19 protein-coding genes are annotated in these 22,312 nt (G+C 37.8%); 3 read left to right on the top strand and 16 right to left on the bottom strand.

The annotated features are described in order from the left end of the window. Positions 1 to 137: 137 nt before the first annotated feature. From LQ226_RS03930 to LQ226_RS03955, 6 genes are all read right to left on the bottom strand, one after another. Positions 138 to 2,303: a PAS domain S-box protein gene (locus LQ226_RS03930; RefSeq protein ID WP_231416523.1), complete on the bottom strand. Its 2,166-nt coding sequence runs from the start codon at positions 2,301 to 2,303 to the stop codon at positions 138 to 140. A 131-nt stretch (positions 2,304 to 2,434) separates the two neighbouring features. Beyond that, positions 2,435 to 3,313 carry a DUF1206 domain-containing protein gene (locus LQ226_RS03935; RefSeq protein WP_231416524.1) on the bottom strand — a complete coding sequence of 293 codons (879 nt, stop codon included), beginning with the start codon at positions 3,311 to 3,313 and terminating at the stop codon, positions 2,435 to 2,437. Positions 3,314 to 3,494: 181 nt separating this feature from the next. After that, the gene (locus LQ226_RS03940) at positions 3,495 to 5,120 is read right to left on the bottom strand and encodes an ABC-F family ATP-binding cassette domain-containing protein (RefSeq protein ID WP_231416525.1); all 1,626 of its coding nucleotides are present in this window, start codon (positions 5,118 to 5,120) and stop codon (positions 3,495 to 3,497) included. 125 nt (positions 5,121 to 5,245) lie between these two features. Further along, the gene (locus LQ226_RS03945; protein ID WP_231416526.1) at positions 5,246 to 6,028 is read right to left on the bottom strand and encodes a sulfite exporter TauE/SafE family protein; all 783 of its coding nucleotides are present in this window, start codon (positions 6,026 to 6,028) and stop codon (positions 5,246 to 5,248) included. 131 nt (positions 6,029 to 6,159) lie between these two features. Then, entirely contained in the window at positions 6,160 to 6,639 is a 480-nt protein-coding gene (locus tag LQ226_RS03950; protein ID WP_231416527.1) for a DsrE/DsrF/DrsH-like family protein, read from the bottom strand. A gap of 73 nt (positions 6,640 to 6,712) precedes the next feature. Then, positions 6,713 to 6,937 (bottom strand): sulfurtransferase TusA family protein, encoded by a 225-nt coding sequence (locus LQ226_RS03955; RefSeq protein WP_370635429.1) that lies wholly within the window; start codon positions 6,935 to 6,937, stop codon positions 6,713 to 6,715. Positions 6,938 to 7,106: 169 nt separating this feature from the next. On the opposite strand from LQ226_RS03955, the gene LQ226_RS03960 reads away from it, so the two are divergent. Further along, positions 7,107 to 8,198 carry an FAD-dependent oxidoreductase gene (locus LQ226_RS03960; RefSeq protein WP_231416529.1) on the top strand — a complete coding sequence of 364 codons (1,092 nt, stop codon included), beginning with the start codon at positions 7,107 to 7,109 and terminating at the stop codon, positions 8,196 to 8,198. A gap of 46 nt (positions 8,199 to 8,244) precedes the next feature. Here LQ226_RS03960 and LQ226_RS03965 read toward each other — a convergent pair whose 3' ends face one another. From LQ226_RS03965 to LQ226_RS03985, 5 genes are all read right to left on the bottom strand, one after another. Continuing rightward, on the bottom strand, positions 8,245 to 9,033 hold the full coding sequence (locus tag LQ226_RS03965) for a carbon-nitrogen family hydrolase (RefSeq protein WP_231416530.1): 789 nt from the start codon (positions 9,031 to 9,033) through the stop codon (positions 8,245 to 8,247). Positions 9,034 to 9,156: 123 nt separating this feature from the next. Next, entirely contained in the window at positions 9,157 to 9,360 is a 204-nt protein-coding gene (locus LQ226_RS03970; protein WP_036779151.1) for a cold-inducible protein YdjO-related protein, read from the bottom strand. Between the two features lie 144 nt (positions 9,361 to 9,504). Further along, positions 9,505 to 9,705 carry a cold-shock protein gene (locus LQ226_RS03975; RefSeq protein WP_036779154.1) on the bottom strand — a complete coding sequence of 67 codons (201 nt, stop codon included), beginning with the start codon at positions 9,703 to 9,705 and terminating at the stop codon, positions 9,505 to 9,507. 318 nt (positions 9,706 to 10,023) lie between these two features. Further along, a complete protein-coding gene (locus LQ226_RS03980; protein ID WP_231416531.1) occupies positions 10,024 to 11,817 on the bottom strand; it encodes a M3 family oligoendopeptidase in 1,794 nt (597 codons plus the stop codon). A 163-nt stretch (positions 11,818 to 11,980) separates the two neighbouring features. Beyond that, complete coding sequence (locus LQ226_RS03985) at positions 11,981 to 12,757, bottom strand: DUF4397 domain-containing protein (protein WP_231416532.1); 777 nt, start codon at positions 12,755 to 12,757, stop codon at positions 11,981 to 11,983. A gap of 182 nt (positions 12,758 to 12,939) precedes the next feature. Between LQ226_RS03985 and LQ226_RS03990 the strand changes: the two genes are divergently transcribed. After that, on the top strand, positions 12,940 to 13,701 hold the full coding sequence (locus tag LQ226_RS03990) for a SurA N-terminal domain-containing protein (RefSeq protein WP_231416533.1): 762 nt from the start codon (positions 12,940 to 12,942) through the stop codon (positions 13,699 to 13,701). 61 nt (positions 13,702 to 13,762) lie between these two features. On the opposite strand, the gene LQ226_RS03995 is transcribed toward LQ226_RS03990, so the two are convergent. The 3 genes from LQ226_RS03995 to LQ226_RS04005 form a co-directional block, all read right to left on the bottom strand. Then, a complete protein-coding gene (locus tag LQ226_RS03995) occupies positions 13,763 to 17,431 on the bottom strand; it encodes a dynamin family protein (RefSeq protein ID WP_231416534.1) in 3,669 nt (1,222 codons plus the stop codon). 141 nt (positions 17,432 to 17,572) lie between these two features. Further along, on the bottom strand, positions 17,573 to 18,208 hold the full coding sequence (locus LQ226_RS04000) for a nucleoside deaminase (RefSeq protein WP_231416535.1): 636 nt from the start codon (positions 18,206 to 18,208) through the stop codon (positions 17,573 to 17,575). 65 nt (positions 18,209 to 18,273) lie between these two features. After that, a complete protein-coding gene (locus LQ226_RS04005; protein ID WP_231416536.1) occupies positions 18,274 to 19,212 on the bottom strand; it encodes a helix-turn-helix domain-containing protein in 939 nt (312 codons plus the stop codon). 175 nt (positions 19,213 to 19,387) lie between these two features. Here LQ226_RS04005 and LQ226_RS04010 point away from each other — a divergent pair, with 175 nt between their 5' ends. Continuing rightward, complete coding sequence (locus tag LQ226_RS04010; protein ID WP_231416537.1) at positions 19,388 to 20,485, top strand: tyrosine-type recombinase/integrase; 1,098 nt, start codon at positions 19,388 to 19,390, stop codon at positions 20,483 to 20,485. A gap of 73 nt (positions 20,486 to 20,558) precedes the next feature. Here LQ226_RS04010 and LQ226_RS04015 read toward each other — a convergent pair whose 3' ends face one another. Together LQ226_RS04015 and LQ226_RS04020 are read right to left on the bottom strand one after the other, a co-directional pair. After that, on the bottom strand, positions 20,559 to 21,365 hold the full coding sequence (locus LQ226_RS04015) for an ABC transporter permease subunit (protein ID WP_231416538.1): 807 nt from the start codon (positions 21,363 to 21,365) through the stop codon (positions 20,559 to 20,561). Next, the gene (locus tag LQ226_RS04020; RefSeq protein WP_231416539.1) at positions 21,362 to 22,273 is read right to left on the bottom strand and encodes an ABC transporter ATP-binding protein; all 912 of its coding nucleotides are present in this window, start codon (positions 22,271 to 22,273) and stop codon (positions 21,362 to 21,364) included. The genes LQ226_RS04015 and LQ226_RS04020 overlap by 4 nt, the downstream gene beginning before the upstream one ends. Positions 22,274 to 22,312: the final 39 nt, after the last annotated feature.

Consider the following 22,312-nt stretch of genomic DNA (forward strand, 5'->3'; position numbering starts at 1 on the left):
AAATCTCCCCAATCGACAACGTTTATGTCGGTGGCACTAGTTATCATATCGGTTTTTAGGCTCTATGAAAAGGTAAAAGTTCATGATTTTCAATAATAAAAAAAGAACGACGAAGTCGTTCCTTTTTTTACTCACAATCAATTTTCCCTTAGAACTGGAAGCGAAACAATGAAAGTTGTTCCTTGACCTTTTTTACTCTCTACACGTATGGATCCGTTATGACTTTCAATGATTTTATAAGTCATCATTAATCCCAACCCGTTCCCGTTTTCTTTTGTTGTATAGAATGGTTCCCCAAGCTGTTTCAATTGATGTTCTGGGATGCCTTCCCCTGTATCACGTACATATATCGTTAAGAATTCGTCTGATGATTCCATAAAGATCGTTACTTCACCGCCAGGTTCATTGGCTTCAATTCCATTTTTCACAAGATTTAAAAACACTTGTTTTAATCTGTCCTCGTCACAATGAAGGAGTGGTGACTCGTTCGGTTCTTGGAATTGTAAGGATACTTTATTTTTTCGGGCCTGATAATTTAATAATGATAAGACGTTTTGGATAATTGGGGTTATTCTCTTTTCCTCTAAATGAACGGCTCTCGGCTTTGATAAGACCATAAACTCTTCAACAATGACGTTGACCCTTTCAATTTCATCAACAATAATATCGAGCAGATCTCTCCTATTAAGATCCTCCTCGTCTAATTGAAGATATTCGGCATACCCTCTCATTGAAGTAAGGGGGTTCCGTATCTCGTGTGCAACTCCTGCAGCTAGTTGACCTACTGCTGCTAATTTATCTTGTCGATGCAACACTTCTTCTGTCTTTTTGCGCTCTGTAATATCATTGCGAATGGATAAGTATTGATACGGTTTTCCACTTTCGTTCATGAACGGAATGATTGTTGTATCAACCCAATAAAATGTCCCATCTTTCTTTTTGTTCCTAATTTCACCTCTCCAAACATGGCCTGTGCCAATTGACTTCCATAGTTGTTTGAAGAACTGAGATGGATGATAGGAAGAATTCAAAATGCGATGATCTTCCCCGATTAGCTCTCCACGTGTATAGCCAGATATTTCACAGAACTTATCATTTACCGTTTTGATTTTACCTTTTTCATCTGTAATAGCCACAATCGTTGATTGGTTTAATGCAAACTCAATATCTTGTACTTCTTTAAGCGCGTTTCGAAGTTGGTGCTCTGCTTCTTTCCTTGTGGTAATATTTGATCGAATGGCTATATACTGATAGGGTTTTCCTTTAGCATTCAGAAAGGGAACAATTGTGGTATCTACCCAATAGTAGGACCCGTCTTTCGCTTGGTTTTTAATTTCTCCCTTCCACACCTGTCCTGTTCCTATCGTTTTCCAAAGTTCTTTAAAGAAATCTTTTGAATGATACCCAGAACTTATTAGGCTATGATCTTGACCAATAAGTTCATCTTCTTTATAACCAGATATCTCACAAAATTTTTGATTCACATATGTAATGATACCTTTCGAGTCTGTTATGGCTACAATGGATGATTGATCAAGAGCAAATGTGATATCTCTAACATACGTATCTTTTGATGCTAATCTTGTATTTAATAAGGTACTAGAGACGAGCACTCCTGCAATGATTAATACCGACATAAATAACAAGAAATAGACAGAGAAAGAATGATTACCAGTAACGGGTAAACCATTTGTAATGACGGCTTCCTCAAAGGAAACTGATTTCGATAATAAGAAATACCCTTCTACAATTGCTCCTGTAATAATGATGGAACTAATGGGTTTTAACCAAGGGTTTTTAGAATAAATTAAGTTCTTATAGTAAAATAAAATCCATAATGCTAATAGAAAAGATCCATATAGAAGGATTAACGACCAACTGAGAATAAATGGCTGGTAATAAACAGATGATTTTAATGTGTACATCCCTGTCACATGGGTTGCGAACACCCCCATCGTTAAGAAAAAACTTCCCAGAAATAAATACATTACTTTCTCGGAGTGATTTGTAACAAAATAAAACGCGATTCCAGCAAACGTGATCCCTAATCCAACGGACAAAATAGTCAGCGGAACTTGATTATTCATCACATTATATGAATCAGAAGATAGCATGGTTAGAAAGTTCATAACCCAGATCCCAATTCCCATTGAAATCATTCCACCTATAAATAGAAACTGACCATTCCGTTCAGATGTTTTATATAACGTAAATAGATCTAAAGCAGTATATGAGGTCATTAAGGTAAGTAAAATAGCAATTAAAAATAAAATCGGACTATAGGAAGCTAACATTGATTCCATTATAGGCCCCCTTCTCCCTGAGGTTTCTCCTACTATTGTACTGGAAACCCTATCCTTGTAAAACCATATTTTTTCTTTAAATGAAAACAAAAAAAAGACTCCCCAGTAATAGAGGAGTCTCTCGTTATTATTTAAGAAATCTTTAAGTGACGATTTTTCCCTTTTAAGATCTGGAATACACCAAATAATGCAAGGCCAAGAGAAACGATACCTAATAACCATCTACCATAAGGTTGAGAGGCTAATTCTCCTAACGCAGCATCGAGTCCAGTTGCTTGTTGTGAACTGGCTGTCATAGCCATTTGGATAAAGAAATATCCGATGATTAGCATCACAACACCTCTTGCTAAGAGACCATATTTGCCTGTACGTCGAACAAGTTTCTTTTCACCTTGATTCATTTCACCAAATTTAAATTCTTTCTTAAATTTCTCCGTGAACCCTTTGTACATTTCATAAAGTCCATATCCAATTATGACGACACCCACTGCTCCAATAATCCATTGTCCAGTTGGCTGAGATAAAACTTTCGCAATTAAACTTTGTTTTGAATTACCTGAAGATCCACCGGAAGAACCCAAAGAGCTTGATGCCAGTGATATGGCCTTATAAGCTAGTGCTCCGTAAATGATCCCACTAATTAAGTAAGCAATTCGTTTACCAATACCTGATGTATCTTTCCCTTCGTGTTCAGGGTCTTTCACTACCTGTATAATTCTCCACATTACATATCCAATTAATCCTACTGCTGTGATCCATAGAATGATATTTCCATAAGGTTTGCTAGCAATTGTGGCTAAAGCACCTTTTGTTCCTGTTGTTTTTCCTCCGCTAACACCTAGTGCAGCCATTAAAGATAAGATTCCTAGTAAAACATAAACGGCGCCTTTGGCTGTGTACCCGAAACGTGCAAATCCCCGAACCCAAGGTTTTACATCCTGACTAGCCTGGTTCGCTTTTTGCTCGGTTCGTCTAGCAGCACGCTTCGCGTCATTCATCGCACCTGCCATTATAACCTCTCCTTTAATTGAATTGATACTGTACAATCCCCGCTTAGGAAAGATAAGAAACCTCTCATCTCTTAAAATAGGTACAATGTGCCACATATTGTTGCAGAATCGGCTACGTGTTAGATTAGTCAATTTGTATGTAAAAAAGCCTGGAATATTATATTCCAGGCTTTAGATAAGTTTATGATGTTTGCATTAATTCTTTACGCTGCTGTTCTACTTTCTCATCGTTAATATACTCGTCATACGTCATATATTTGTCGATTAGACCATTTGGTGTGATTTCAATAATTCGGTTTGCAATCGTATCAATGAACTGATGGTCATGAGAAGTGAAAAGCATGGACCCTTTGAAGTTTGTAAGCCCTTCGTTTAAAGCAGTGATGGATTCAAGGTCTAAGTGGTTTGTTGGTTCATCTAATAGAAGAACGTTTGATCCGCTTAGCATCATCTTAGAAAGCATACAGCGTACTTTTTCTCCCCCAGATAACACGCTTGGTTTTTTCTTCACTTCTTCACCGGAGAATAGCATACGTCCTAAGAAACTGCGAAGGAACGTTTCTGTCTGATCTTCTGGTGAATATTGACGTAACCAGTCGACTAGAGTTTGATCATCGTTTTGGAAGAATGCAGAGTTATCTTTCGGGAAATAGCTCTGAGAAGTGGTTACTCCCCATTTGTACGTCCCTTCATCTGCTTCCATTTCTCCCATAATGATTTTAAATAGTGTTGTTTTGGCAATTTCATTATCGCCTACAAGCGCAATTTTATCGTCTTTATTCATAGTGAAAGATACATTATCTAGTACTTTCACACCGTCAATGGTTTTTGTAAGCCCTTCTACAGTAAGAAGGTCATTACCAATTTCACGGTCAGGCTTAAAGGCAACATAAGGATAACGACGACTTGATGGTTGAATGTCATCAAGTGATATTTTATCAAGTAGTTTCTTACGTGAAGTAGCCTGTTTAGATTTAGATTTATTCGCGCTAAATCGCTGAATAAATTCTTTTAGTTCTTTTGCTTTTTGTTCTTTCTTTTTGTTCTCTTCTTTTGCTAACTTTTGAGCTAACTGACTGGATTCATACCAGAAGTCGTAGTTACCTACATAGACATTAATTTTACCAAAGTCAAGGTCAGCAATGTGAGTACATACACTGTTTAAGAAGTGACGGTCGTGAGAAACCACGATAACTGTACCTTCAAAGTTAATTAAAAACTCTTCAAGCCACTGAATCGCACGCAGGTCAAGGTGGTTGGTAGGCTCATCCAGAAGTAGAACATCCGGATTTCCAAATAGTGCTTGAGCTAAAAGTACTTTTACTTTCTCAGAACCTGTTAGGTCCGCCATTTTTTTGGTGTGAAGTTCTTCAGTAATACCAAGACCCGTTAGTAATCTTGCTGCATCTGATTCTGCTTCCCAACCATTCATTTCAGCGAATTCACCTTCTAGTTCTGCTGCACGCATACCATCTTCTTCAGTGAAATCTGCTTTCATATAAATTTCATTTTTTTCCTGCATTACTTCATAAAGACGCTTATACCCCATCATTACAACTTGCATTACTTCATATTCTTCATATTCAAAGTGGTTCTGTTTCAATACAGCCATACGATGATTAGATGCTAATGAAACATCTCCAGACTGGGATTCAATCTCGCCGGAAAGGATTTTAAGAAACGTTGATTTACCAGCGCCATTTGCACCGATTAAACCGTAACAGTTTCCTGCTGTGAATTTTATATTGACGTCTTCGAATAACTTCTGATCGCCAAATCGTAAACTAACATTATTTACATTAAGCATATGGGTTGTATTCCTCCAATATTTAAATGGTACCATCGTGATTATATCACTGTAAACGCAATATAGATAGTGGTTCAACGAGAAAAAGGAGACAAGCTCTAAATGAACATTGTCTCCTCCATTATTTACACTCCAAAGAATTCTAACCAGATTTTAACCGCACTTCCTAAAATTAAAACGGCTAAGATCGTTTGAAGTACTTTTGTGTTTATTTTTTTAGCAGCATTTGCACCAAGAGGTGAAGCGAGAAGACTTGCGACAATCATGATAGCTGCCGGTCCGTACTCAACTTGCCCTGTAGTAATCTTACCAACTGTTGCACCAATTGATGAAATAAATGTAATAGCCAGAGAGCTAGCAATGGTCATTCGTGTAGGAATCTTCAGAACTACCAGCATGATTGGTACTAAAATAAATGCACCGGCTGCACCAACAATCCCTGCGCCAATTCCTGTTACAAAGGCAAGAATAGACGCTAATGCTTTAGGAAATGTAACTTCATTCATATTCTCATCGTCGATCCCTTTTTTAGGGATAAACATCATGATAGCGGCTATTGTAGCCAGCAGTCCATACACTAAATTAACACCAGTATCTGACATTAGCCTAGATCCATATCCACCTATAAAACTACCAATAAGAATGCTTACTCCCATGTAGGCAATAAGAGATTTATTTAAGTAACCACCTTTACGATATGCCCAAACACCGCCGATTGTAGCAAAAAAGACTTGAACGGCACTGATACCGGAGACTTCATGAGCTGTAAAAGCTGTGAACCCTAATAAAGGTGGTATATATAATAACATTGGATATTTAATGATTGAGCCACCTATTCCAACCATTCCAGATACAAATGACCCCGCGAAACCAATGAGAAATATTGTGATTATAAAAGAAAAATCCATATCTTTTCAGCCTCCCATGCTTCTTCTTGCTGAATAATTAACACCCAATAAAAAGATCAGTCCCCGATCTTATACATTCCTTCTAAAAAAGATTGGGAGCTGATCTTTTAATCGGACGAGAAAAATTATAATTAGATAAATAAGTTCACGTTTCCTTCTTCTGCATCTGCTAAATAAGCTGCCACACCTGCATAGGTAATATCATCTAAAAGTTCTTCTCTTTGGAATCCAAGAAGATCCATAGTCATTTGACATGCTACAAGGTTAATCTCTTGCATTTGAGCCATTTCAATTAGAGCTGGTAAAGAAGTGGTATTGTGCTTCTTCATTACTTTCTTAATCATTTTAGGTCCGATTCCAGCCATGTTCATATTAGAAAGCCCCATTTTGTCTGCTCCACGAGGCATCATTTTGCCAAACATTTTCTCTAGGAATCCTTTTTGAACCTCAACCTGTTCATCTTTACGAAGAGCATTTAATCCCCAGAACGTATGGAAGATTGTAACTTCATGGTCGTAAGCAGCTGCTCCATTTGCAATAATATAGGCCGCCATAGCTTTATCGTAATCACCACTAAATAAAATGATGTTTGTCTTTTTGGTTGTAGACATTGATTAACTCCTCCTTCATACTAATACAAGTAGGGGTATAGAAGGGAGTGAAAAAACTCCCCTCTGTCTTTTATTATCCCTTACGAATCCAGAATGTAATAACTCCGTCTTCTTCTTTGTGGTCTACTACTTCGTGTCCGCCAGATTTTGCCCAAGCAGATAAATCTGCAACAGCACCTTGGTCTGTTGTTTGTACTTCTAAAACATCTCCAGAGTTAAGTTCCTGGATGGATTTTTTTGTTTTAATAATTGGCATTGGGCATGCCATACCTTTTACATCTAATACTGTTGTACTCATATTCATACCTCCAAGTGGTTTTTGTTTAATACCTATATGGGTATATTAATACGAATGATACAAAACGTCAACCCCTAGGGGTATATTTTTTTAGGGTCCTCGTATTGGTTCCCTTAATTAATATCTGATATAGTGTGAACATAAGAAGAGGAGGAATGAAAATAGAACTATGAAGCAATTATTCTTAATAGGAGCTGGACATGCCCATTTACATATAATAAATCAACTTCGTAAAGAATCCCTGGAAGATGTCGAGGTGACTCTCCTATCCCCCGCTCCCTATCAATACTATTCAGGTATGTTCTCAGGATACGCTGAGGGGTTATATTCAGAAGAAGATATCAGCGTGTACCTCCCAGGGTTGTGTGAACAAGCTTCTGTAGAATTTAAAGAAGAGTTTGTTGTCTCTATAGATGCGAAACAAAAAATATTACTCACAGATCAAGGGAGTGTTCTATCGTATGATGTGGCGTCCTTTGACATTGGGTCCCTTACGGCAAGCACAGATTTAGAAGGAGTTAAAGAATACGCTAGACGTATTAAACCAAACTATCACTTCCCTCAAATGGTTGATGAGGTAAGGCATGCAGAGCACCTCTCAATAGTGGGTGGTGGTATTGCAGGGGTTGAACTAGCATTATCATTGCAATCGTGGAGAGAAAAACATAATAAGGGGAAAGATGTAACAATCATAAGCGGCTCGAATCGATTGCTTTCTGGTGAAACAAAAGATATTTCACGGAAAGTGGAGCAAATAGTCGCGAGGAAAGGAATTACGATTCTTAAAGACAGTCATGTTACGAAAATGACTAAGAATCATATATATATGGACCAGGGAGATGCTCTCGAATACACGGATGCCCTTTGGCTAGCCGGCCCAAAAGCCCCCGGCGTATTTGAACAATCCAAACTTCCCACTGATAATAAAGGTTATTTACAAGTAGAATCCACTCTCCAAGTAAAAAAACACCCTTCAATATTTGGAGCCGGAGACTGCATTAGCCTATCTGAGCATCCGGAACTTCCTAAAAACGGCGTTTTTGCCATTCGTCAAGCTCCAATTCTATGGGAAAACATTAAAGGTTTTTTATCTACTGGAGATGGAAGTCATTATATCCCGCAGAAAAAATGGCTTGCAATTATGTCAGTCGGCGAAAAAGAAGGATTCCTTCTTTACGGAAAATGGTCCTATAAAGGCAAATTGGCATGGAAGTTAAAAAACCGCATCGATCGAAAGTTTATGAAACAATATCAAACGTAAAGAAGCGAGTCCCTCTAGGACTCGCTTCTTTTAGAAGAATTCATCATTATTCATATAAGTCAGTACGTCGGTCTTGAAATATAGGGATCTGGGTACGTATCCCTTCTACAATACTCATATCAAGTTCAGCTTCAAGAATCATTTCCTGGTCCCCTGCTTCAGTTATGACTTCCCCCCACGGGTTCACTATGATTGAATGACCACCAAAAGAATTCTTAGGGTCGCTACCTACGCGGTTACATGCAACAACATAACATTGATTTTCAATTGCACGGCTAATTAGGAGACTTCTCCAATGATCAATACGTGGAGTTGGCCATTGAGCTACAACAAATAAAATTTCACTCCCATTTATCGTGTGGGTCCTCATCCATTCCGGGAAGCGAATATCATAACAAATAAATCCTGAGCTAGGATAACCTTCAATATCAAAATGACTCTTATCGCTCCCGGCACTTAAATATTTATGTTCATCCATAAGTTGGAACAAATGAGCTTTGCTATATTCTAATTGTAATTCTCCATTTTTATTAAACACATACATGGTATTTGTGGCTTTCCCTTTTTCTATCTTCGCTACAGATCCACCCACAATATTTACGCTGTACCTTTTGGCTAATTGAGAGAGAAATTGTTGGCTATTTTCACCAAGCGGGTCCGCAATTTCATCTAATCTTGTGAGGTCATACCCTGTATTCCAAAGCTCAGGCATAACCACAACATCTATATCTTGAAGTGCTTCTGTTTGACCCATCTTCCATTCGATGTAATTCTGATTTTTAACAGGGTCACCGTATGTAATATCAATTTGAAGTATAGCGACGTGTAAATTCACATAAAGACCTCCCGATACCATTTGTACACACGATAGCGTATCTACCCCTTCAATTGCAAGAAAATTCATTTTATCTCATGCACAAAAAAAGACCTCACGATTTGTGAGGTCCTCTATGGATCATCAATTCCATTTAGCGCTGTTATTCTCTACGACTTGTAGTTCTTTTACAGATGTCACCATTTTGCTCTTGCAAATTGGACACGTAGGGGTTTCTTCAGACTTAAAGTTATCCCTCATCCATGCATTGCAATCTTCAGAGGAGCATTCCCAAATTTTCAGGTCCTGCTTCTTGATCTCTTCTTGTTTCTTTTTACCAAATGCCATCTACTAAACGCCTCCTTGGAAAAGACTTATATTAGAAAAACAAATGATGGTTCACTTGCTTTTCCCATACCTTCATCTTTTAGAGAACTGAAACTTAGAGAAAGTATATATAAAAAGCTACCTTTGGAGGTAGCTTTTTAATTCTTATAATTTAGTTACGTTAGCCGCTTGTGGTCCACGGTTACCTTCTGTTACTTCAAATTCAACGCTTTGGCCTTCTTCAAGAGACTTGAAGCCTTCTTCGTTGATCGCACTGAAGTGTACGAATACATCGTCTTCACCTTGTACTTCGATGAAGCCAAAACCTTTTTCTGCGTTAAACCATTTTACTGTACCTGTTTTCATTAGAGAAAACCTCCATTACTAATTTCTAATATGTTACTTTTATTAAGTAATAAAAAATCACATATTAGAAAAAGTACTAATGTGAATTAATACTCTTTCTAATATGTGAATCGGAGTATCTTTCAAATCGTAACTCATTACTTATCTTATGGTTCTAATGATGTCTTTATGCATTCGAGTTATATTCTGTTGTCTTCTTCATTAATTTCATGATACTCCCTTCCTCACCATAAGTCAAGCGAATAAGTGGAACCATTTCATTTTATTTCTTTTATAGCGGGAATGAGGCTTGTACCAGCATCATTCCCGCAAAACTTGCTATTCACTTAGACGTAGGAATTCCTCTACATCAGCTACACATAATTTAATCGCATTTTCCCAGAATTCGGGCTGTTCAAGATCAACATTAAGGTGCTTCTTCGCAAGATCTTCCACCCTCATACTCCCTGTATCTTTCAATAAATCAATATATTTCTCTTCAAAATCGCTCCCTTCTTCTAAAGCCTTCGCATAAATCCCAAGGCTAAATAGGTATCCAAATGTGTAAGGGAAGTTGTAAAACGGAACACCTGTAATGTGAAAATGAAGTTTTGAGGCCCACATGTGAGGATCATACTCTCCAAGAGCGTCGCAGAAGGCTTCTTTTTGAGCTTCTTCCATTAATGTGTTCAGTCTTTCAACTGATACAAGTCCCTCTTTCCGTTCATCATAAAATCTGGTTTCAAATAAGAAGCGGGCATGAATGTTCATAAAGAAAGCAACGCTTCGATTCACTTTATCTTCTAAAAGAGAAAGTCGCTCTTGATCCGTTTCTGCATTTTTAACAGCAGCATCCGCGACAATCATCTCAGCAAAGGTGGAAGCTGTTTCAGCTACGTTCATAGCATATCGTTGATTTAAAGGGTGTACATCATCCATAACATGCTGATGGAATGCATGACCAAGTTCGTGCGCTAACGTAGCTACGTTTGATGCTGTCCCTGAATATGTCATAAAAATACGGGTTTGTTTACTGTCAGGGAAGCTAGTACAAAATCCACCTGGACGCTTACCGCTCCGATCTTCAGCTTCGATCCATCGCTTTTCGAAGGCCATCTCTGCAAAAGAAGCCATTTTTGGACCAAATTGGTTAAATTGATCGACGATAAATTTTGCCCCTTCATCATACGTGACCGTCTTTTCATCATTCGTTATCGGAGCACCTACATCATACCAGTTTAGTTTCTCTAGGCCGAGTAAATGAGCCTTTCGTTCAAGGTACTTCACGAATGTTCCTTTATATTTCGTGATAGAAGACCACATTGTATCTAGTGTTTTTTCACTCATGCGGTTAATGTCTAGTGGTTCTTTCAGCACATGGTCCCAGCCCCTGTGTTTATATGTCTGCAGTCGAAAACCAGATAAGTGATTAATAGTTTCTCCAAATAGGTCTTGTTGGTCTGTCCAAGCATTTTGTAGTTTATGAAACACCGTTTGTCGGACATTACGGTCGGCTGCACTTAATTTATTGGAAGCCTGGCCCACAGACAAGTTGTGAGTTTCACCGTTTTCTTCTACCTCAACACTCATTTTCCCTACGATGGTGTTGTACATTTGTCCCCAAGCATGATATCCATCAATACTTAAGTCGTTAATAATAGCTTCTTGTTCAAGAGGTAAATTTTCGTTAGCTCTCTTTCTCTTTTCATTCAAAACATATTCGAGACTATTTAGCTGAGATGAGGTTAATAACTCTTCCCAAACATCTTCCTGGACTTCTGCTAGCTTTTGGTCCATTTGTGTCATGGAAGTTGAGAATCGAGCCCCCAATTGGCTAACTTGAGCTCTTAGGAGGCCGGCTTTTTTATCATCAACATTTTGTGCAGACAAACAACTAATAAAAGCGCCACTTTCTCTCATTTGTTTCGTTACGGTTTCTAGGTGTTTAATAACATCCACTAATGGCTCAACTTCTTGAGCCGTCTTAGGGCTTCTAAAGTTGTCTACCTTTGATGATAATTCATTAAGGTTTTCATTCAGAGTATGTAAGTATTGTTTGAAGGCCTCTGAATCACTCCCGCCTTCAAAAATTATATCTAAATCCCAAGTTAAGTCATAAGACGTTTTGGTCATTTCTTTTCCTCCTTTATTATTTCGCAACTCTAAGTATATTAAATTTTCAAACAACTTTCTACAATTTAATCTCTTTAATGGAATATTTCCTATTAAAGACCCCTTTCTTTTATAAGAAAAGCCTAAAAAAGAGAAAAACCCTTATAAAAAGGGTTTTTCTCTTTTATATAAATATGGCTTCTAAGGAAGGCTCTCCATTTGCATATCCTACAGCTACTGCGTTATAAACATTATTCCCTTCTAATGAGACCCCGGGGATTGTTAAAACCACTTGTTTAGTGCCAGCAGGTCTTACTTCCAGATCAACTTGAGTTGGAGGTAAAGTTACGTAGTTGGTGGCTTCTTTAAAGCCAACATTCGGAAACAGAACATCCCCTCCTTTAACCGCTATATCAACTCGCGGGGCATCTGGAGACAAATGTATAAAGCGTGCTTTTGCTTGACCCTGAACGGATGTCGTGTCATCAACGTATGGGACTAGCGTTAGTTCTTCCACATTTCCAGCAGCGGCAACTGTATAAGCTTGCCCTGGCTCTACCCTTATATCTTTCGTCAGTACCGCTTCAGTTTTACCGGTTGGGGTAATTTTAATACGGTAATCTCCTGCCATGACAGGAACGTATTGACTGACCTGTTTGAAAGCTACGTTTTGCAAAAGTTTTTGTCCATTTACATATACGTCTACATTTGGCGCATTGGGTGAAGCATGTAGTACCCTTATATAAGACATCGTTTGTTGATTTGATTGTGATTGTTGGCTTCTTTGCTCTTCAGCAGTACGGTGCATTCCTGTTAATTGGCGCATACATTCATAATGTTTCATGTAGTACATCATATGTTTATTAGGATCTATATATTTGTAGTAATTTGAAAGCAATTCATACATGGATGCATTTTGAATAAGGCTTTGTTCATACTGACTATATTGGTATGGATTCATATTTAGTTTCCCCCTTGTATATCCACCTTCACTAATGCCTATGTGAAATAGTTCCCAAACATGACTTTAAATTGACATTTAAACAGTGAACAAGCCTCATTATAAGAGGATGTATTTTACAAGAGACTTTGTGGTATGATACAGTCTAACAGAATTGAATTTTCAGCAAGGGAGATGTTCTTTTGACATTCAAGAAAAAACTGGCCACATTGCTATCTGGCCTTGTCCTTTCCGTAGGAATCGTAGGGTGCTCTAGTAGCGACGAAGGCTCTAATGATAATGACTCTAAAGATACTGAAACGACAGAAGAAACTCAAGATAACGAAAAGAAAGAAGAAAAAAGTTCTGAAAACAATGACAAAAAAGCTGAAGGTGACGTTGCTGCCGTTGTTAACGGGAAAGAAATTCCAATGTCTCGCCTAAATGATTCTATTGAGCAACAGAAGCAAATGGCGAAACAACAAGGGATGGAACTTAAAGATGAGCAGTTAAATCAAATGAAAGATTCTATTTTAACTCAGCTTATTAATTTAGAAATCGTGAAACAAGAGGCTGAAGCTTCAGATGTAAGTGTGTCTGATGAAGAAGTTCAAAAAGACCTTGATAACCTTATCAAGCAAAATGGTGGAGAAGAGCAGTTTAACAAGCTTTTAGAACAAGAAGAAATTTCTAAAGAAGAAGTTAAAGACCAACTTCGCACGCAAATGATGATTGACAAATTTGTTACTGAAAACACTGAAGAAGTAAAAGTAACAGACGAAGAAATCCAAAAACAATACGATAAAATAGCTGAAAGTAGCGAAGGAAGCGAACAAGAAGTTCCGGAGCTAAAAGAAGTAAAAGATCAAATTAAAAATTCTATTAAAAAACAAAAACAACGTGAACAAGAGAAAAAGCTTGTTGATAAACTGAAAAAAGATGCTGAAATCGAAAAGAAAGTATAATAAAAAAAGGCAGCCTACAATGGCTGCCTTTTTTTGGTGCAATCTTTGGTATGCTACCTTACTAAAGAATAGATTGTTCAATCTGTTCCTTTGTATTCTTTAATACATCAAGATTGACGTCGTCTTTAAGTGAGTTCATTAATCCTTCGTAGTATTCTTCAATGCTTCTCTTCACTTTCTCCTGGTAAGCTTCTGTGGCTCTATCCCATTCTGAAAGATAATAACGAATCATAGACTCAGTATTTGCGGTGATAGCGGTATCTATTTTCGGTTTTATATTTCCATACAGAACGTCTTTCATTTGTTCTTTTTCATTTTGTTCGAAGAACGTTTTCGTGTTCTTAAACATACCAAGAGCACGTTCGACTTCTTTATCTTTAACCGTGATTGTAAGATGTTTCTGGATCGACGGGGTATCAATCTTCCCATCATCTAAATAAGGAAATGAAATAGATGCAATATCTCGATTACATTTCTCTTCAAGATCTTCTTTCCATTCTTTCGCTATGCTGTTTGTAAAAGTTTCTAGCCGAATCGTTACAGCCCTTAACTCCTGAAGAAGTTCATGTTCCATAGTTTCTTTTAATTGATTAAAGCTTTTCTCTAAAGCTGCTTTTGCTTCTTTGCCACTGCCTTTTATAACTGCAGGGTTAAATGATTGTTTGAATAAATCAGAGAAGGCTAAGGATAGGCGCTCTTGAACATAATAGGTTTGTTTCGTAATCTTGTTTTCAATACTTTTTCGGTAACGGACTTTCTCAGAATGATTAATTTGAGTTAAAAGATCATCCTTTTCTCTTTGGTATTGGTTTTTCTTCTCTTCTTTTTCTCTTTGGTCTAATGAAGCGGTACGAATATATTGCTCAATCGTATTCTTTGCACGTTCCATGTCAGAAAAAGCAGCATTAATAAGCAGTGTCACGAGTTCTTGATTGATGAATTCTTGGAAGGATACCTCAAAATCATGAATCCCTGATTCCCCGGTTACGGTTTCCATTTTTGTTTCTCCTGATTGCTCTTCAAGCGCCATTTTACTAGAAACCGGGAATAAACGCGGCATACGAATTCCGTACTGAAGTAATTGTTCCTTCACATAATCCGTTACGAGATTAAGTTCATCTTTCGTTTTCGCAAGATCAGCAGCATTTACAATAAAGAACATCTTATCCATACTAAAAGCATCCTTCACTCGACCTAGCTGAAGAAGAAAGTCGCGGTCTGCACCAGAAAAGGCATGATTATAATAGGTTACAAACAGTATGGCATCCGCTTCCTTAATATACTCGAAAGAAGTTTCCGTATGACGCGCGTTCACAGAGTCAGCTCCTGGTGTGTCCACCAATGTAATCCCTTCTCTTGTGATATTGCAATCATAATACAATTCCATCCATTCTATGAAGCAAGACCTTTCTTCATTTGCGACAAATTCTTTAAATTCATCGATCCCAACTTCCAGAGTTCCTCCAAAGTGATTCTTCATGTATGTGTACCCATTCACTACAGCATGGAGGAAAGACCATCTTTTTTGATCGGGTGTAATGAAAGAGATTCGACTATGGTCTTCTTCTATCCAATCCACCAATTGTTCAATTGTTTGGAATTGATCGCTATACTGATCCGTTGCGTAAGATAAGTCCTCTTTCAAATCTGAGTTTTCTTTTACTTTGACACGAACGCTTCCATGCGGAAAGTGTTCTGATACCGGGAGGATCTTATTTATGGTTGCTGTTGTAGGATTAGGAGAAACGGGTAATACACCTTCCCCTAATAAAGCATTGGCAAACGAAGATTTCCCAGCTGAAAATGCCCCAAATAAAGCCACAGTATAATGTCTGGACTGAAGTCGCTGTTTTCTCTCCACTAAATCTTGCTGCAATGTTTCGAATCCGGGTAATGGCTGTAATGCTTCCGATGTTTCGTTTAGTCGTTTCATGGTTTCCTCTACTGTATAGTCCATTTCTTGCTGAGCGCTTAAGTTCTCTTCGATTGATTGAACCTTCTCCTTATTTGCAACTTCTTTTGCAGGGAGCTTTACATTTTTGCGTACCTGCTGCTCTTGTTTAAATAAAGCTGCAGTCGCATCATCGAGCGCACCCTCTAGGTCCCGGTTGCCAGTTTGGATTTCCTTGAGGTTTTTATTCTTGTTGTGAATATCTTCTTCAATGGAATTTAGCTTCTCTTTATAGTACGTAAATTGTTCTTTAGAGGCCTGTTCTGCTTTAAGCTCTTCAAGTTGATACTCTTTTTCCTTATCTAAATATCCTGAAGCATCCTCCCACAACTTGAGTGCCTCGCTTTTTGCGAGTCGCTTTATTTCTCTAGATACATCTTCTGAGTATTGGAGAACATAATCCCCTCCGGATCCTGCTCCTTTTTGTATAGCATCTTGAAGCACCTGAGACGAAAAAGAGAAGGAGAAATTCTCAAAACGTTGCAATATGGCCTCGTCCGTTATATTATACGATTTTGCTGTTTCCACGAGCGCTTTTCTTACAGGCCACTCTAGCTTTGCCTTAGCCTGTTCAGACAGATCGACATGAAATTGTTCCAACCTTAGTTTCTGGGCTTCCTCAGTTTTTGCTTTTGTGAAGAAAACCCCCACTTTAAAACCTGATTGTTGAGATTCAATAAAGGAACGAGCTTTTTCCCTTACCTCATAAGGCATTAGGGTTGCATTACGTAAGGACTGATCAATCCTCTCTCGCAAAGAGTCCTCTGCCTTATCTGGAAGAGCTTCTGCTTCAGTGATTTCCTCCGTCAAAGAGGTTTGATTTTTATCACTATTGTACGTATTGATTAAGTTAGTAAGGGACTCTCGCTCTTCTCTTGTATTTTCATTTTGCAGTTGAATGTACTCTTTAATTAGTGTATCCATGGAATGAGTTATAGTTTGTTGTATGAAAGAACCTTTCTCTTCCATTAAATTTTCCAATGTGGCTCTTACCATTTCAAATTGATTATTAGAATGTTCAGGACTGATGAGAGTTGTGAAATATACAGCCTCAGCTTCAATACCCCAATTACGTAGAGACTCATAAACACTATCTTTGAATGATGAAAAATTTAGTTCAGCTTCGTCGTGTTTATCAATTTGATTCACTACAATATAAAGGGGCTTCCCTCTTTCTTGCATTTCAGATAAAAAAGCTAAATTCACCTCAGATTGAACGTGATTATAGTCCATCACATAAAACAGTGCGTCAACAATATGAAGAGCTGATTCGGTCATGATCCGGTCAGCATCATTGGATGAATCGATCCCAGGAGTATCCAGTATGCTAACATTTTCAGGTAAATGAGAGTCTTTTTTCGCCAATTCTAGTTCTTTAATTGAATCGCCGTCTTTGCAAAACTGTTGAATCCGTTCTATATCATATGGTTCAAGGTATTCAACCGGATCTTCTTCATTAAAGTAAACACGCGCATACCCCTCCCCCTTTTTCACTTTAACAAGGTTGGCGCTGGTCGGAATTGGACTTGAGGGCAAAAGTTCCTCACCAAGAAGTGTATTAATCATCGTTGATTTACCTGCCGAGAAATGACCAGCAAATCCAATAACAAGTTCTTGGTTTTGCTGCTTTTCTAATAAATCAAGCGCTTTCTTTGCAGTTACGTGCGCTTCATACATCATAAATTGTTTATATAGACTAGCTAATGGGTGTAACGAATCTTGGTACTGTTCTGTTGTCATGATTCCGGTAACTCCTTTACTAAGCTGATCTTTCTTCATTGTACTTAAAGCGGTCCTCTTTTGACAGTCTTAACATGATTTTAACATCTCTTCCATTTCTGTTCACGCAAAAAAGCCAGGTATACACCACATCATCAAGGATGCACCCGGCTCCAATACTAAAACAATTGAAAAAACGAGCTAATCAATCACTAAAAAAGTTCGCAAAATTAAATCAAATGCTAGTTCAAAAGGTAAATGTTTGTTCAGTCGTAAAGCCCCCGTTTTAGCAAGCTCTTCCGCAATGGTTATGGCTTCAGGATATTGGTATTTCATATCTTCCACAAAAAATAATTTGTCAGGGTTATGTTCGATGTCAAAAACCGCATTTAAGATGATAGATACTTCTTCAATACTTGCTACAGGGCCTTCTACTCTTATTTGCTTACGACTAAGATAAGGGGTGGCGCCTAAAAGATTCTCACTTCCCCCATAGGTATCTTTAGCCGCATATTTTAAGTTCTTTATACCTGACATATACAACGCACTCATGCAGAGCGGGCAAGGTTCAAGTGTGGAATAAAGAGTGTAAGGAGCCCGATATGTATGTACTCGGTTATCGATTTGTAAGAGTGCATTTATTTCTGCATGAGCAATTTCATTACAACTAATACATTCACCTGCTAGCTGTGAATGGACAGCACACTTTCCTGTTGAAATGATTTCTCCTTTCTCGTTTGTAATTAAAGCAGCAATTGGCTTGGATCCTTCTTTATAGGAGTCCCAGGCTAGTTCAAAGCAAAGCTTCCATTCCTTGGATAGTTCATTCCAAAACATAAACTCCCCCCTTTTTATTATCTAGTAAGTATTTTGACTAAATAGGTCTAATATCCTGCCCCCATTCACAAATATCGGCGCAGGGCTTTTATCATGACCTCTTCCATTTTCAGGCCAATGTCTTCAGACTCCTGTTGATATCGTTTTACAATATTAGTTGGAAGATCAATTGTAACCGTAGAAATACCTGACAGCAGCAGAGCCTGACCTGTTAGGCGGTTATAATCAATTTCTCCTTTCTCTTTATAACGAAGCAAGAGGTGATACTCTTCTTCTGTAATGTTCAATTCTCCTAATCGACAGCGAACATAATAATCTCCAAGATTTGTTTCATAGATCTGTATGTTCCTTTTCCCAAGTTGGTGAATCATTTTGTATAACAAGTCATAAACCGGGTGATCCATGTTACGCGGAATGGGTATGGATAATTCTGCAAACCCTTTGTATTTTATATAATTTCTATCTGGCCAATCCCCCTCACCTTGTATGGATTCCCTTATATGGATCTCTTTCCCATTATTCATCAAAACTTTAAGAGGCGATGTGCTTATAACCCGCGCCATGACGCCGTTCACACGGATTTTATCAAAAATACGGACTTCTCGCGAAATTAGTTGCACCTTAGCCCCATAATCCCCTTCTCGATTCGACACAGTTCGTTCCTGTAAGCGGTCTTTAAATCGTTCAATTTCTTCCAATTTAAAGAACCGTCTCTTTTGTTTCCCGATCACTTTAATAAAACTTTGTACGTCCCCTTTTTTCACAAACTGCATTAAGTACTGAGGTGTAATGCCCGCGCGTTTCGCTGCATCCTTAACACTCAAGCCATTCGCTTCATCCATTCGTTGAATAGCGTAGATCTCTTCTTCCTTAAATCGATAACCACCATCTCTTTTGTAAGTATCTGGATTCACAGGCATGATTCGCTCTTGCTGAATCATGTATCGAACTTGCCTCTCTGATTTATGTAATTTTTTGGCTACTTGCTCAATTGATAGATACATCTAATCGCTCCCTCTCTAACAAAAATATAAAATACTAATCTAATCCATTATAATTTATGTTTTTGTTATTGAATATAGAATAATAAGCAATTTTTCTAGGTTTATTACAATATCATATGTTATGGTTTAGATAGAAACTTTTGGTTTTGTAATTCTATTATAGAGGGAGAATATTATGAATAATCAAATAACCATACATTCCATGCAACAGATTACATCTCAACACATCGATTGGAGTTCTCCTGATTTGTACCATAAAATTATTCAAATCGGATTTAGGGATATTCCCTGGCAAGACGTTCCGGATGAATTACTTCTTTATTTATTTCTACATGATGATCCTACACTCGGTTCTCGTCGTAAAACCTCTACGCTTAAGGAGTACTTCCGTGATATTCGTCAGTTTATTGAGTACATACGAGAGCAAGGCCATACGATTCAAACTATTCACCATGAAGATTTAGGACGTTTTCAACTGCACTTAGAAAGCCTCTCTTATCGCCCAACCACGCTACGTCGCAAAAGTACAGTTGTAAGTCAATTCTTATCTTATTTACATAATCGGGATATCGTAAACAATGATCTTACAAAAAGTATGAAACGAATATCCGTAAAGAAAGAACAACTTGTAAATAGAGACTTTTATGAGGAAGAAGTTGAAGAGCTTCTGAAATACTTCCAAAAGAACGATTTTTACATGTATACAATGTTGTATACATTGGTTTCGACTGGACTCCGTATTCAAGAATTTACAGAAGCTAAGTGGTCGGAAATTTTCTATCAGCCTGATGTTGGACTTCATTTTGTTTCTGTTATTGGGAAACGAAGCAAGTTGCGGGAGGTTCCTCTATTTGATGAGGTCCTAGAGGTAATTAGTGAGTTCAGAATGAGGCGAGGTTTTTCCGGGACGTTGGATGGTGATGAAACCCCTTTATTCCCTAAACCAAACGGTGAACACTATAACTTCAAATACTTAAGTAATGAATTTACAAAACAGATCGAAAGGCTACGACATGTATTTCCATTTATACAACAACGCTTAGATCGCCAAGAACGTTATGCCAAAACATCAAATCCAATTAAATTCAAAATCACTCCACATACGTGCAGGCATTATACAGCTGCTTATTATTTATCCAAAGGTGCTGATTTAAAAGCCATTCAAGATTTACTTGATCATGAATCTTCTTCTACAACAGACAATTACCTACGTCGCAAGCGGAAATTCAAGGATCATGCCGCTGTTAAGATAGGCGGTCATTTTATGAAATAATTTTTTCTATAAACAAAAAGCGCCCAGCATAAGCTAGGCGCTTTTTTAACGAAAGGTGATAAAGGTTGTAATCCTATAAAGGAAGGTCCCTTTTCTTAAAGATCCAAATTGAAGCACTAAGAGTGATCAATCCAATAATGATTAAACCTATATAAGAATAGACAGAAGCTGACCCACTTCTTAATATGTCACTTGCCTGGAAGAACGAGAAAATGGAAGCGTACTCTAACCAACTTAATTTCTCCGTTAATTTTGCAACGATATCAAACCCATACATAAGAAAGATTACAAAGGATGCTAACCCCAAAGCCCTTTTTTCGTCATTGAAAGAACAGGACAAAAGAAAATTAATGCTTCCAATAGCAAAAAACAACAAGGTACCCAGTAGATTGACTTCTATGAATGCTTGAACATCCATTTGATTGGTGCTCAAAATTAAACTATTTTGCCCCCATAAACCGGTAACTGTTGTAACGATCATTATAACAAGTAAACCAGTAAGGAATACCGAAAACTGAATAAGAGCTACTTTCGTTCTTGAAAAAGGTGTAGCCAGTAAATAAGCCATAGAGCCACGGTCTATAAACTGAGCGATTAATTGATTTGTAATTGTAATACTATAAATCGATAAGATGATAATATAAATCATCTCATAGTATTTGCTCGATAAAAACTCTCCAAGACTTCCCATTCCAGCTTCTAAACCAAAGGCCTGTATGAAACCAGCAGGCATACTTGATATTAATTCATTCATAACATCCATTTTATCTGCAAATGTGGGGAAGATCCAAATAATTAAGAGCATATAAAGGGCTGATATAAAAGAAAAGGCTGTAATACTCATTAAATGGAGTCGCAACATTCTTAAATATAGACTCATTGTTCATCCCCCTTCAAGTCGGAAGGTGTATGGTTTTGATCATAAATATCCATAAAAACTTCTTCGAGGGTTTGAGTTTCTACCTCCATATTGGTGACGGAACGCCCTTGAAGGGAAGCTATGAAAGCTTCATACGTTCCCTTTATCGGAATTACGATTCGATTGCCGGACCTGCTTTCTACTTGATCAGGGTAGTGATCTGCATAAGCGCATGCTTCTTGTTCATCTTTAAACGCAACTTCAATTTTCTTTGTCTGCAAAGAACGCAGGTCTCTCATAGAATCTGTCCGAACGATTTTCCCTTCTTTAATGATGGATGCTCGATTGCATGTACGCTCTACTTCAGGGAAATAGTGCGAGCTCATTAAAATGGTTTTTCCTCTACCTTGTTCTTCACCCAACAAATCCAGGAACTCCTTTTGCATAAATGGGTCAAGCCCCGATGTTGGTTCATCTAATATATAAAGAGAAGGATCGTGCATAAATGCGGCCACGATCCCCACCTTCTGCTTCATCCCTTTCGACATTTTGCGAATCTGAACGGATGGATCAAATTGAAAACGATCGATCAGTGCATCCTTTCTTGAGGTACCTCTGAATCCCTTCATCTCTTCTAGCATATTAAGAAAATCATTCCCTTTCATCTTCTCAATAAGGGCAATTTCACCAGGAAGGTAACCAACAAATTTCTGTATGGTAGAAGTATCTTTCCAACAGTCGTATTTAGAAATGAAGAGTTTTCCATTATCAGGCTTCATAAATCCCATCAGTTGTCGTATTGTTGTAGATTTACCAGCACCATTAGGACCGAGAAAACCAAATATATCTCCTTCCTCTACTGTAAATGAAACATCAAAGATTCCTTTACCATTAGAGAACGTTTTTGTAACGTTTTCAACAAAAATCATACTAATCCCCCAATCTTATGCACCCTGTTACTTATCACA

Source organism: Pontibacillus sp. HN14 (assembly GCF_021129245.1).
Classification (GTDB): domain Bacteria; phylum Bacillota; class Bacilli; order Bacillales; family BH030062; genus Pontibacillus.